This window comes from Flavobacterium sp. ENC, assembly GCF_020991415.1.
GTDB lineage: Bacteria > Bacteroidota > Bacteroidia > Flavobacteriales > Flavobacteriaceae > Flavobacterium.
Genome location: NZ_JAJMOY010000002.1, coordinates 554,851 through 567,647, shown reverse-complemented (window position 1 = coordinate 567,647; position 12,797 = coordinate 554,851). Strand labels below are relative to the sequence as shown.

Annotated in this window: 10 protein-coding genes; 4 read left to right on the top strand and 6 right to left on the bottom strand. The window is 39.4% G+C overall.

Annotated features, from left to right (window positions below):
- Positions 1 to 60: 60 nt before the first annotated feature.
- The 4 genes from LPB89_RS07095 to msrA all read right to left on the bottom strand — a co-directional run bounded on the left by LPB89_RS07095 (position 61) and on the right by msrA (position 7,556).
- Entirely contained in the window at positions 61 to 3,996 is a 3,936-nt protein-coding gene (locus LPB89_RS07095; protein ID WP_230701070.1) for a T9SS type A sorting domain-containing protein, read from the bottom strand.
- Between the two features lie 51 nt (positions 3,997 to 4,047).
- On the bottom strand, positions 4,048 to 4,809 hold the full coding sequence (locus LPB89_RS07090; RefSeq protein ID WP_230701069.1) for a LytTR family DNA-binding domain-containing protein: 762 nt from the start codon (positions 4,807 to 4,809) through the stop codon (positions 4,048 to 4,050).
- 12 nt (positions 4,810 to 4,821) lie between these two features.
- Complete coding sequence (locus tag LPB89_RS07085) at positions 4,822 to 6,756, bottom strand: tetratricopeptide repeat protein (RefSeq protein ID WP_230701068.1); 1,935 nt, start codon at positions 6,754 to 6,756, stop codon at positions 4,822 to 4,824.
- Between the two features lie 308 nt (positions 6,757 to 7,064).
- Positions 7,065 to 7,556, bottom strand: coding sequence for a peptide-methionine (S)-S-oxide reductase MsrA (msrA, locus tag LPB89_RS07080; RefSeq protein ID WP_230701067.1), 492 nt, complete (start codon positions 7,554 to 7,556; stop codon positions 7,065 to 7,067).
- A gap of 353 nt (positions 7,557 to 7,909) precedes the next feature.
- On the opposite strand from msrA, the gene xth reads away from it, so the two are divergent.
- Together xth and LPB89_RS07070 are read left to right on the top strand one after the other, a co-directional pair.
- The gene (xth, locus tag LPB89_RS07075; protein ID WP_230701066.1) at positions 7,910 to 8,716 is read left to right on the top strand and encodes an exodeoxyribonuclease III; all 807 of its coding nucleotides are present in this window, start codon (positions 7,910 to 7,912) and stop codon (positions 8,714 to 8,716) included.
- Positions 8,717 to 8,734: 18 nt separating this feature from the next.
- The gene (locus tag LPB89_RS07070) at positions 8,735 to 9,160 is read left to right on the top strand and encodes a response regulator (protein ID WP_230701065.1); all 426 of its coding nucleotides are present in this window, start codon (positions 8,735 to 8,737) and stop codon (positions 9,158 to 9,160) included.
- A 57-nt stretch (positions 9,161 to 9,217) separates the two neighbouring features.
- Here LPB89_RS07070 and LPB89_RS07065 read toward each other — a convergent pair whose 3' ends face one another.
- Together LPB89_RS07065 and LPB89_RS07060 are read right to left on the bottom strand one after the other, a co-directional pair.
- Positions 9,218 to 9,595 (bottom strand): response regulator, encoded by a 378-nt coding sequence (locus LPB89_RS07065; protein WP_230701064.1) that lies wholly within the window; start codon positions 9,593 to 9,595, stop codon positions 9,218 to 9,220.
- A 174-nt stretch (positions 9,596 to 9,769) separates the two neighbouring features.
- Positions 9,770 to 10,396 carry a ferritin-like domain-containing protein gene (locus LPB89_RS07060; RefSeq protein WP_230701063.1) on the bottom strand — a complete coding sequence of 209 codons (627 nt, stop codon included), beginning with the start codon at positions 10,394 to 10,396 and terminating at the stop codon, positions 9,770 to 9,772.
- A 344-nt stretch (positions 10,397 to 10,740) separates the two neighbouring features.
- Between LPB89_RS07060 and LPB89_RS07055 the strand changes: the two genes are divergently transcribed.
- Both LPB89_RS07055 and LPB89_RS07050 read left to right on the top strand, forming a co-directional pair.
- Positions 10,741 to 11,145, top strand: coding sequence for a response regulator (locus LPB89_RS07055; RefSeq protein WP_230701062.1), 405 nt, complete (start codon positions 10,741 to 10,743; stop codon positions 11,143 to 11,145).
- 56 nt (positions 11,146 to 11,201) lie between these two features.
- Complete coding sequence (locus tag LPB89_RS07050; protein ID WP_230701061.1) at positions 11,202 to 12,788, top strand: PAS domain S-box protein; 1,587 nt, start codon at positions 11,202 to 11,204, stop codon at positions 12,786 to 12,788.
- The last annotated feature ends 9 nt before the right edge of the window (positions 12,789 to 12,797 follow it).

The window sequence follows — 12,797 nt, the reverse complement described above, 5'->3', positions numbered from 1 at the left end:
AAAAGCCTTCCAAAATCGTATGATTTCAGAAGGCTTCTAAGCGGAATAGAATTACCTGAATTATTCCTTAATTACTTTTTCGACTTTAGTACCGTTAGCAGTCGTAATTCTGACAAAGTAAAGTCCGTTGGCTCTGTTTGAAATATTGAGCTGCGTAGCGTTACTGTCTTCAATTTTGGTTTGCAGGATTCTTCCCTGAACATCAAACAACTCTATTTTTTTGATCGTATTGTCACAATTGATCGTCACATTTCCTGTGGTAGGATTTGGATACAGTGTAATGCTTTTATCCATTTCAAAATCTTTGGTGCCCAGCGATTGGAAAACCGTTTCGGCTTTATTGGTTTCAATTGGAGCGTTGTAATCAAAAAAGATATCCGCTTGTTTTTCGACCTTATCACCACTTATCAGATTGTCTAAAGTCTGTATTTTAAACAATATACTGCCATGACCACCCACCGGAGGGCCTTTTGCGGTAACCTGAGCAACAGGCGGTGCAACTAAATTGATATGCGAAAAAACAAATTCAACTACATTCCCCCGAATAATGGTTTGTGACGGATGTGAGGTGTCTAACAATTGCAACGAATGGATATTGTATTTGCTTTCATCAATTACCACTTTTACAATTACAGTCTCGGCTGCATACGTTCCGGTATTTTCAAAATTGACGGTATAATGCAGGTAATCACCAATCGTACCCGGGGAAACGCTCTGCCCTTCTAAACAGGTTATATCATTAGGATCAAAAGCACCTACAACAATCTGATTGAAGGCAAAGGTATTGTCTGCCGGAGTTATATCGCCTGTAACCGGTGTTATGGCGGTGACAAAGTTTACTACATCGCCATTATTCACAGCAGGGCTTTCCTGCGGAGAATTTACCTTAAATACAAGTTCGATAACACGGCTTTCGAATGGCAAAAGAGCACCGTAATCCCAACTTAAATTATTGGTTGTCTGAGCAGCTGCTGCCGGCTGGGCAGAAAGCAAATTCAGTTTTGCATCATCAAACGCCAGTGTAACAGTACCCGACAGTACCTGGTTTCCTTTATTTTTATAGACTACTCTATAGGTGGCTTCAAAACCTGGCCTTGCCGGAGTAACCGGGCTTATGACGATTTCCAGATCAGGAAGGACTCCGTTGGCAGACAGGCAAAAACTTTGGTTGCTGGTATTGTAATTGTCATCCGGAAAGGAGATCGAAGCAGCGGCCGGCGAAATATTGAAAGCAGCTGCATTTTCTATGTTGGGATAAATATCAAAATTTCCGGCTTGCGTGTAAAAGGTCGAGATTCCTTCTGCATTTGTAAAAGCACTTCCGATAGCAGCACCATCGCTGATGTCTATTCGAATGTTCGGATGTAAAGGATCATTAAGGTTACAGCCGTTATTATTGCCATCAAATATAGTGGTTCCGATCACGGTATTGTGCGGTCCTCCGGGACTAATACTACAATACGAATTCGATACTGTTGCATTCATTCCGAGATTGTTAAGTGCTGTCTGCACAGACGCCAGCTGCGCATCATCAGCACAGATATATGTTAATGCCGGGTTGTCTGCAAATCTTAAATCTACTTCGTTACTTCCGTTTTTCAGGAATAAAGTGGCAAGTGCATTGTTTTGGCACCATAAATACATCAGTTTGTTTTGCACGCTTACATCCAGTGTGGCAATCTGATTGTCATTGCAATACAGTCCTTCCATATCCGGAGCGTTATGTAGATCAAGGGTTGTAAGCTGATTGTGGGCGCATATCAGACTTCGCAAATGGGTCAGCGGAGTGACATCAATAGTACTAAGCTGATTAAAACCGCAATTAAGCTCAACAAGATTAGTCAGGGTATTTACGTCAAGTGTAGTAAGCTGATTGTTATCACATTGAAAATAAACGAGCTTTGTGAGCGGCAATACGTCAACACTGGTTAATTGGTTAAAACTGCAGGTAAAATTGACCAGATTGGTCAGGGCACTCACATTTATAGTCGTCAGGTGATTTCCATTACATTGAAAATAAACAAGCTTTGTCAGGTTGTTCACTTCAAGGGTTGTCAGTTGATTGCTGTTACAGCTGAATTCTGTCAGATTTAAAAAGGAATTGACGTCCAGTGCCGTAATCTGATTGTTATCGCAATATAAATTAGCGAGTTGGTTAAGACCATTTATACCTAATGTTACAATTTTATTGTTGCTGCAGTTCAATCTGGTAAGATTTGGCATCGCTTCCACATTTAGCGTACTGATATTGTTATGCGAACAATCTAATTCGGTAATCTTAACGAGACCTGTCATATTCAGGTTAGACAGCTGATTGTGGGCGTAATTTAAATTCGTAATATTTGTTAAGCCGTTCAAATCCAGATTAGTCAGCAGATTATACGAACAATCCAAAGTTGTAAGACTGGTTAATCCGTCTACAATCAGACTGGCCAGACGGTTTTTGGAAAGTTTTAATTGTTCTAAATGAATTAAATGATTCAAATCCAGAGACGTGATTCGGTTTCCTGCTGCACCTAATACATTGTCAAATAAATAGTTGGAGCAGTCTAAATATGTAAGATTGGTTAAACCTGTCACATTTAATTCCGTAAGCTGATTGCCTATAATATCTGTTGAAGCATCGCTGGAACAATCCAAATATTCAAGGCCCGATAATCCACTTACGTTCAGGCTGGTAAGTTTGTTGTTGCTGACATTTAAATGCTTTAAATTGGGCAGCAGGCTTAAATCGGCTTCGGTAATTTTGTTTCGGCTAAAATCCAGGTACTCCAGATGAGACAGATTAGACAGGTCTAAGGTAGTCAGTTTATTGTTGTTGCAAATTAACGAATTCAAATCACTTAATCCGTTTAAGTTCAGACTCGTCAGCTGGCTATTGGAACAGTTTATGGCTTTGATTTTTGTTACCCCTGAACCGTTTATGGTTAAACTGGTGGTGGGATTACCAAACAAATACAAATTAGCGAGCGGGTTAAAACCGGACACATTTAAAGTTACGTTTGCCTGTGCTAAACTCAGGTTCAGGTTTTCAACAGCCGGAAATCCGTTTAGCGTTATCACTGAATTGGTACCGGTATACAGGAAGTTTTTAAGCGCATTTAAGTTTGCGCCGTTAATGATTAAATTGTTCGGCAAATAAGAACATTCTAAAGTCGTAAGTGCTGTCAGATTGTTTAAATTCAGGGTTGCAATACTATTTTCACCACAGCTCAAAACTTTCAGCTTTGTTGCATTGCTTACCTCTAAATTCGTAATCTGGTTGTAAAAACAATTAAGCTGCGTAAGATTAGGCAAAGCACTGACATCGAGGCTCGTCAGCAGGTTATGGCCACAGTGTATGTCTTCAAGATTTGTTGCGCTGCTTACATTTAAGCTCGCCAGCTTATTGTTATTGCATATTATGGTTTTAAGATTGAGCAAACCGTTTATGTTAAGAGTGGTCAGTTTATTGTTTTCGCCAATAAACGCATTTAGGTCTGTTGTACCTGTCAGGTTTAAATTGGTCAGTTGATTGTTGCTGCAATACAATAAAGTAAGTTTGGTGAGACCGTTTATATTCAGATTCGATAATCTGTTGCCATCACAAAATAACTGCGTCAGATTGGGCGATGCACTCACGTCTAATGTTCCGATAAAATTTCCGGAGCAGTTTAAAGTAACCAGATTTGCTAAGCTGCTAACATCGAGATTCAGCAGGTAATTATTGGTACAGTCTAAATTTTTAAGATTGGTAAAACTGGAAATTCCGGTCAGGTCAAGAATAGACGAATTCCAAATGCGCAGTCTCGACACGGCCAGTGCTTCGCTGTTCTGAATTTCCCCGTCATTATTGCTGTCAATTTTTATAGCGTTTCCGGCTGCATTAAAGGCGATGATATTAGTAATATCAGCTTCCAGTAATTTTGCCTTAAAGGCTGCATCAGGCACAGAGACGTTCTGGGCATTTACTATTGCGGTGAATAGTAATGCCAATAAGAGTAATTTTTTTCTCATAATTTTTAGTCGTTTGGATATGCGTTAGAAAATATCGGGGATGATTTTGTGTTAAAGTGAATTGATTAATTCCTGCAATTTTTCTTTCTTGCTCTGGGCAATCGGAATATGGGCATTATCCGCCATAATCACATATCCGCCATCTGTTTTAATATAGGATTTCAGATAGGATAAATTGATTAGATGTGACTGGTGAATACGCTCAAAACCGTGTTCCGAAAGCAGTTCTTCGTATTCCTTAAGTGTTTTCGAAATCAAAACCGGCTTATGGTTTTTGATAAAGAACTGGGTATAATTGATTTTGGCTTCACAACGGATAATATCCGATACTTCAAACAAATGGATTCCGTCACTGGTAGATAAAGCGATTCTCTTGAAATTGTCAACTTTCTTTCGGATGTTTTCGAGCAATAAATCGATGTTCTCAAATGAATTGTTTTTTCCGACCGCTTCTTTGATTTTGGCCATCGTGAGCTGTAATTCTTCGGGGTCAACAGGTTTCAGAATAAAATCCAGGGCACTAAACCTAAAGGCTTTCAGTGCATATTGTTCGTGCGCAGTAATAAAAACAACATGTGCTTTTAACTTATCATTTAATTTGGAAATTCGTTCGAGTATATCAAAACCTGTCCCGTCGGTCAGATGAATGTCCAGAAAAATAACCTGCGGACGCAATTTTTCTATGGCTGCGATTCCTGTTTTTACACTTTCGGCTTCCCCAACAATAAAAATATCATTGGTATAACGTTCTAAAAGTGCTTTTAAACCCGTTCGTAAATGCTTGTCATCGTCGATTAGTAATGCTGTTATCATTGGTTTGCGGTATTATGGTATGTATTGAACAGGAAGGAATAAAGTAACCCTGGTGCCCGTTTTTTGTTGTTCCGAATTTAATTCGATGATCTCGATTTTTGCCGATTTGGAGGTGATGGATTCCATGATCTTCAGCCGTTTTTTTGTAATGTCCAGTGCCATTGACTGGTGGGCTGTAACCGAATTTTCCTTTAAAATTTTCGATTCCGATAAACCGATTCCGTCATCGGTAATCGTACAAACCAATTGTTGGTGCTGCACATCAAAATTCACGTTTATTTTCCCTTTCCCCTCTTTAGGTACCATCCCGTGAAGAATGGCATTTTCGACAAAGGGCTGAATGAGCAAGGGCGGTAAACCCATATTAAATTCGACGTTTTCTGTGGCCTGAATTTCAAATTCGAATTTATCGTGGAAACGAAGCTGTTCGAGTTCCAGGTAATTCTGCAGGCTTTCGATTTCCTTATCAATCGGAATCAATGACCCTTTGGAATATTCGAGCGTAAGGCGCATTAGCTTGGAAAATTTGGACAAATATTTTAAAGCGGAATCTGTTCCGTTTTGCACAATAAAACTCGATATCGAACTCAGGCAGTTGAATACAAAATGCGGATTCATTTGCAAATGCAGGGCCTTTTGTTCGTATTCGGCCACTTCTTTTTTGAGTGTCAGCTGACGTTTGACCTGCATCCGGTTATAAATTACCATACCTAAGGCTATCAGTAACAATGCCCCGAAGATCGAAAAAACAACCAGCTGAATTTGTCTTTTATGGCTTTCGGAAAGCAGGGCTTCTTTCTTTTTAAATTCATAATTCATTTCTGCCAGGGCAAACTTTTTATTGGTTTCCTGGTTAATGATGCTGTCGCGTGCCATGATGTAATTTTTGTAATGGGCTAAAGCTGCTTTGGGGTCATTCAGGGACTCATACAATTCGCTCAGCAATTGTTCGGTATGAAAGGTCTGGTCCTGCACGCCTATTTCTTTTGCGTAGGCCAGCGATTGAAGTGCAAAAGGAAGCGCTTCACTGTATTTTTGCTGTTCCTGCAGTAACAATCCAATATTGTATAAGGCCAGTGAAGCACCGAATTTATTCTGGATTTCGTCGTATAGAACCAGTGATTTCTGATAATATTCAAGTGCCAGTGCCTGGTTGTCCTGCTTTTTATAATAATCGCCCAGATAATTGTTTAAGAGCGCAAATCCGCGGTTGTTAGGGTTTTCGTCAAATCCCTTTTTTGCCTTTTCGTAATAGTGAATGGCATTTTTATATTCGCCCAGTTCAAAATAAATAACGCCGATATTGGTTAGCGTGATAGGCGCATTTTGTTCTTTAAGGGCCAGTTGGATTTTAGAAGCTTCTTTCAGGTAATATAAGGCCTTAGGATAAATTTGCTGTGATTTGTAGACCGTCCCTATATTGTTTAATACTTTCGAAATACCGGGCCGTTCCTGAATTTCCTGATATAATTTTAAGGCTTGTTCATAATTTTTCAGGGCTTGTGTATAATTGCTCTGCTCGTAATACACTACGCCGGCACTGGCATAGGCGCGCGCCAGACCTTTTCTTAACGCTTTTTTATCCGGATTTTGCTGAAGCGCTATTTTGAATTCTGTTTGGGCATTTTTAAAATAGTGCAAGGCAACCGGATAATTCCCTAAAATAATGGATGCATTTCCTTTGTTGGTAAAAGCACTACCCAGACCAAAATTATATCCTGCTTTCCTGCTTAAAACTGCTGCTTTCTGAGCATAAAACAAAGTAGAGTCCGGATTGATTTCTTTATATAAATCAGCGATGGTATTGTACTGATTCACCTTCACGGTGTCGGCTTTAGCAAAACGCAAAACGTTCCTTACACTGTCAATCTGTGCATTTTGCGCAAAGGCAGTGCCTGCTGCAAAATTAAATAGTAAGAAAACGGTTAAACGGAATTTAGAGTTCACGTGGTTTGGTTTTGGTTGTTGTGAGACAAATGTATGATATGTTTTGAACTATCATAACACCAATTATTATTTAAACCGTTTTGATTATTATTTGCTACTTTTCATTTATTTAAGAAGTTTTGGAGAGTGGCAGTAAAGGTATTTGGGATCACTGGCGGGAAGTTCACGCCAGAGGTAAGAACAGAATAAACGTTTAAATATCACTACCAGAAATACAAAAAGAGGCTTTCGGGCCTCTTTTTGTTTAGTACTGTCTTTTATAAATGATTTACTCACTTAGTCATTTTTTAAATAAATAGAATTAGGCTTTACAAAAAAGTACCGAACCTTTCAAAGTGGCAGGTATAGCCATTGGGATTTTTGACAAGGTAGTCCTGATGATAGTCTTCAGCAACCCAGAATTTTGTAAAGGGCTCAAGGGTGGTAACAACCTCCCCGGGCCATTTTCCGGAGTCATTAACAATTTTAATTACTTCATCAGCGATTTGTTTTTCTTCTTCATTCTGAATAAAAATGGCTGATCTGTAGCTTGAACCTTTGTCATTGCCCTGTCTGTCTACTGTTGTTGGGTCATGCATCCTGAAAAAGTAATCCAGCAGCTCTTTATAATTTGTAACGGTACTGTCGTAGGTAATTTCTATGCCTTCAGCATGTCCCGGATGATTCTGATAGGTTGGATTGTCATTTTGCCCTCCTAAGTACCCGACTTCTGTATCTTTTACCCCCGGGCGTACCCGAAAAAGGTCTTCCATACCCCAAAAACATCCACCGGCTATATACGCTTTTTTTAAATTTTCCATGATTTCACTTTTAAAAATTATACGGGCGGTTTTCACCCCCTATTGCATTCATTAATGTGCTATCAAAGATAATTGATTATCGGTTGTGTTGTTTACAGGATTATCCACATTCCATACATTTTTCAAACAAAGTTTATTTGGCTTTTACTATTTTTTCCAAATAGTCAACTTTATCTTTTTCAGCCTGAATCAAACGTTCCTAAAGTTTGATTTGTTGTTCATGGGATTCCATTAAATTAATCCATTCTATTTCTTACAGATTCCGTGTAAATTTAATAACAAAACCCTTTTCTCGTATAAGATAAATTCGAACTAAAGAATTAATTTTAAAGACTTTAAATCACAACAAAATAATGAAAATAGCTACTTATAATGTCAACGGAGTCAACGGACGCCTTCCTGTACTGCTCAGATGGCTTGAAGAAACAAAGCCAGACATTGTCTGCCTTCAGGAACTGAAAGCGCCGCAGGATAAATTTCCCGAAAAAGCCATTAACAACGCAGGATACAATGCCATCTGGCACGGCCAAAAACAATGGAACGGTGTGGCGATCCTGGCGCGCAATAGGGAAATAGAAGAGATCACCAGAACCCTTCCCGGCGATAAAGACGATGTGCAGAGCCGCTACATGGAAGCCCTTATTGATGGCCTCGTAATTGCCTGCCTGTACCTGCCCAACGGAAATCCGGCTCCGGGTCCGAAACTGGAGTATAAACTGTTGTGGTTTGAACGTCTGGCCCACCGCGCTTCTACCCTGCTGAGTTTAAAAACACCGGTGATTCTGCTGGGCGATTTTAATGTGATGCCTACCGAACTTGACGTATATAAGCCCGAACGCTGGCTTAAAGACGCTTTGTTTCTCCCTGAAGTACGCAAGGCATTTGCCGATATTGTCGATCAGGGCTGGACCGACGCTATCCGCAAGTTATATCCTGATGAAATAATTTATACCTTTTGGGACTATTTTAGAAATGCCTACTCCCGCAATGCAGGACTTCGCATTGATCATTTCCTCCTGAGTCCGCAGGTCGCAAAAAACCTGAAATCCGCCGGGGTGGACAGACATGTTCGCGGTTGGGAAAAAAGCAGTGATCATGCACCGGTCTGGATTGAAATTGATGAAATAAAAACTGCCGCCAGTCAGAAACCAATTAAATAATTATTACCTTTAATTTTTATGAGAAGAAAAGCAGATATTATTATAATCGAAGACGACGAAGACGACAGAATCTTCCTTCAGGACATTTTTGACAGCCTTAACTACCCAAACAAGCTGGTCTTTTTTGAAGATCCGACACTTGTAGTGGATTATCTGGCAAGTCCTGCCGTTTATCCTTTTATGATTCTTTCGGATATCAATATGCCTAAAATGGATGGCTTTGAACTTCGGGAGCAGATTTTATCTACTCCTGAAACCAGCAAAAAATGTGTGCCTTATATTTTTATGTCCACTTCAAAGAGTCCTGAAAATGTTATCAAAGCCTACGATTGCCATGCACAGGGCTTTTTTAGAAAGGAAGCCGACTTCAATGATTATAAGGAGACGATTCAAAACATAATGAAATACTGGATCACAAGCCTTACCCCTACGAGTGCTGTTTAAATTTTAAAATTCCGCTGCCATAGATTGACAACCTGCTGCAAGCTGTTTTTCGTTGTTTTATAAAATATCCTGAAGCACACAAACGAGTTCCTTATAGTCATTCGGTTTACTGATACAGCGCACCTTATCAAACTGCTGCGTTAGTTTCTGCATGATCTCGATAGTATGTGAAGAATATACAATAACGGGAATGTGCTCAAGGGCAGCTTCTTTTTTGAGCTGTTGTAAAAATTCAGGTCCGCTCATGATTGGCATATTCAGGTCGAGAAATATCAGTTCCGGCAGATTTTGCCCGCTTTTGAGTTCTTCCAGTGCGAGTACGGGACTGGTAACAATACGGCAGATAATTTTTTCCTCTAAGGACTTAACAGCTTCAAACAATATTTCAGCGTCGTCCAGATCATCATCGATCAGCAATATACTTTTATATAACATAATTCTTTGTAAATTGTACAGATGAATATCCATACAGTTATTTCGAATAAACGCACTTATGACGTTTCTCTGTGTCTATTTTAGAATAAGGACAAGGAAAAACCTGCACCATTTACAAAAAATGGTACAGGTCTCCATCAAAATCAAACTTACTCTTGGATTTTCAATTTGAATTTATTTTTGATCTTCTTCAGTTGCATCGAAGTTGATTGTATTGTAAGCTGCCTCCGTCAATAAGGTGTCGGCTTCTTTTTCTTCTGCCAGCGTTTTCTCCAGCAATAATACAGCATCATCTTCGCCTAATGTGGCAGCAAATGCAGCAAGAGTGCCATAAGTGGCAATTTCGTAGTGCTCAATTTTTTGTGATGCAGCGATAATTCCGGCGTCACGAACAGCACCTACTTCTGTTTCTTCCATTATGCTTTCGCCTTCCTTAATCAGCCCTTCCATGGCATCGCATTTTTTGGCTGCCGCTTTTTCACCTACAGATTTAAATACTTTTTCCAGTCTTAGTACCTGTTCCTGTGTTACGGCAAGATGGTCGTTAATTGCTTTAATCAGATTTTCAGAAGTCGCGTTCTTGGCCATTTTTGGCAGTGCTTTGGTCAGTGCCTTTTCAGCCCAGTAGATATCTTTTAAGGAATCTACAAATAATTCTCTCAATCCGTCCGCTGCGGAAGGCTTCGCTTTTACTGTTCCTTTTGGAGTTGTTTTTGCTGCTGTTGCAGTGGTACTTTTGCTTTTCGTCGCAGTTGTACTTTTACTTTTTGTGGCTGTTGTATTTTTAGTTGCAGTTTTCATAAATTTATTTTTTTAAGTTAAATCAAAGCTACAAAATCGATGAAGTGATTATTTTACAGAATATTCCAATATTTTTACAGTATTCAAATATTAAAAGCCTATAAATCAGCATATATTCAAAATACCACTGCCAGATGCAAAAAACGAGGGCTTCACTTATTAAAAACTGCCATTTCATCAAATACGCACGCACCGGACCGATACTCAAAAACAGCTGATAAAATATCGGAGCATCTGATTCCTGTTAAAAAACAGCGTACTATTTCGTGCCGGAATTAGCATATATATGCCCCATTTTATATCTTTGTTCCTCAAATTTCAACCTAAATACTACAAAACTGCGTATGAAGTGCTTTTTAATTGATGACGACGAAGATGACAGAGATATTTTCGCATTAGCCCTTACCAGAGCAAATGCTGACAGTACCTTCATAACAGCCACTAATGGGGAAGACGCTTTAGATGTTTTAAGAAAACAACCTGATTTTGTTCCAGATTATATTTTCCTTGATCTTAATATGCCTTTGATGGATGGGCGTGCCTGTCTGACCGAACTTAGAAAACAAGCCCGTTTAGATAGTGTTCCTATTATTATCTTTACTACTTCTTCTTATTCTAAGGATATCGAAGATACTTTGCAGCTGGGTGCATCGCATTACCTTGTAAAACCAACGAGTCTTAGTGAATTAGTGTCTATACTTACCTCCTTTTTTGAAGGTAAACTTTCCGGCTACCGACTGAGCTTGTGATTTTAACAGTTGTTTAATTTTAATAATTGCCTTATATTTACTTTTATATGGCAATTATGAATACTTTAAACAGTTCAGAAACACAAAATTACAATCATTACCAACTCTTAGAGTCATTGCCTGCTGCAGTATATGCCTGTGATAGTAAGGGAATGATTACATTTTTCAACCAGGCTGCCACTATACTCTGGGGACAACAACCAGAGCGGGGTATTGCTATGTGGTGCGGCTCATGGAAAGTCTATCATCGTAATGGAACTCTTTTTACTACTGAAGAATATCCGATGACCCTTGCACTAAAAGAAGGAAGGGCCGTAAAGGGAGAAGAAATTGTGATTGAAAAACCCAATGGAGACCGCGCATATGTATTGCCACACTCAAATCCGATTTTTAATAGTGCCGGTGAAATAACAGGAGCTATTACGATGCTGGTTGATATATCCGATAAAAGTAAACACGAACAACAACTCACGGACACCAAGGAAATCTACAAGGATTTGCTGGAGGAAAAAGTGATTGAAAGAACCTTAACTTTACAAAAAAGCGAGGACCGATATCATAAAATGGTAGAGGAAGTTGAGGATTATGCCATACTACTGCTCGATCCTGACGGAAATGTTCAAAATTGGAATCTCGGGGCACAAAAAATTAAGGGATATACGGAAGAAGAAATTATCGGCAAAAACTTTAGTTTGTTTTACCTTATCGAAGATCGGGAACGACAGCTGCCGCAAACTCTTATACAGCGGGCTGCCAGTGAAGGCAAGGCCATGCATGAGGGCTGGAGGCTCAAAAAGAATGGCGAAAAATTCTGGGGGTTTGTCGTTCTGACAGCCCTGCATGACGACGATAATAACATTATAGGATTTTCAAAAGTAACGAGAGACCTGACGGAAAGAAAACAGCTTGAGGATCAGTTAAGGGAAAATGCGATCAATATTGAATTCCGAAATAAGCAACTGGAGGAATACGCGCATATTGCTTCGCATGACCTTCAGGAACCGTTACGTAAAATCCGAATTTTCGCTGAAATGCTTTCACATAAAATTACAGATGAGACTGCTTTGCGCGATATTAAAAAGATAGAATCATCTGCTACTCGAATGACCATGCTAATTAAGGACGTCCTCGCCTATTCTGAAATTGCACAGGGCCATCAAATGTTTGTTCCCACGGATCTGAATGAAATTCTGAAGAATGTCCAGGAAGATTGTGAACTCTGGATCCTTGAAAAAAATATCTCTATAGTCCACGATGAACTTCCTGTAATAAACGCTGTGTCGATTCAGATGCACCAGCTTTTCTCCAATTTTCTGACCAATGCTTTAAAATATTCCAACCCTGGCGGCACCATATCGATATTGAGCAGTACCCATTATACAGAGGAGGAAAAAAAGCAGGTTAATCTTAAAGAGGACATAAACTATTTAAAACTAATTTTTCGAGATAACGGAGTTGGTTTCGATGCAAAATACAGCGATCAGGTATTTAAGCTTTTTCAAAGATTAAATTCAACACAAAGCGGAACCGGCATCGGTCTGGCATTGTGCAAGAAAATTATTGAAAACCATTCCGGTTCCATAACAGTTCATAGTGAAGTTGGCGTTGGAACAGAATTTACAGTCTACCTTCCTTTCTCCTAAACCAAAAAA

Excerpts from the sequence above, each read along its gene's own strand:
- msrA (WP_230701067.1), bottom strand. The coding sequence starts at position 7,556 with ATGGAAAATTTAAAAAAAGCGTATATAGCCGGTGGATGTTTTTGGGGT.
- xth (WP_230701066.1), top strand. The coding sequence starts at position 7,910 with ATGAAAATAGCTACTTATAATGTCAACGGAGTCAACGGACGCCTTCCT.
- LPB89_RS07090 (WP_230701069.1), bottom strand. The coding sequence starts at position 4,809 with ATGATAACAGCATTACTAATCGACGATGACAAGCATTTACGAACGGGT.
- LPB89_RS07050 (WP_230701061.1), top strand. The coding sequence starts at position 11,202 with ATGAATACTTTAAACAGTTCAGAAACACAAAATTACAATCATTACCAA.
- LPB89_RS07060 (WP_230701063.1), bottom strand. The coding sequence starts at position 10,396 with ATGAAAACTGCAACTAAAAATACAACAGCCACAAAAAGTAAAAGTACA.
- LPB89_RS07055 (WP_230701062.1), top strand. The coding sequence starts at position 10,741 with ATGAAGTGCTTTTTAATTGATGACGACGAAGATGACAGAGATATTTTC.
- LPB89_RS07065 (WP_230701064.1), bottom strand. The coding sequence starts at position 9,595 with ATGTTATATAAAAGTATATTGCTGATCGATGATGATCTGGACGACGCT.
- LPB89_RS07070 (WP_230701065.1), top strand. The coding sequence starts at position 8,735 with ATGAGAAGAAAAGCAGATATTATTATAATCGAAGACGACGAAGACGAC.
- LPB89_RS07095 (WP_230701070.1), bottom strand. The coding sequence starts at position 3,996 with ATGAGAAAAAAATTACTCTTATTGGCATTACTATTCACCGCAATAGTA.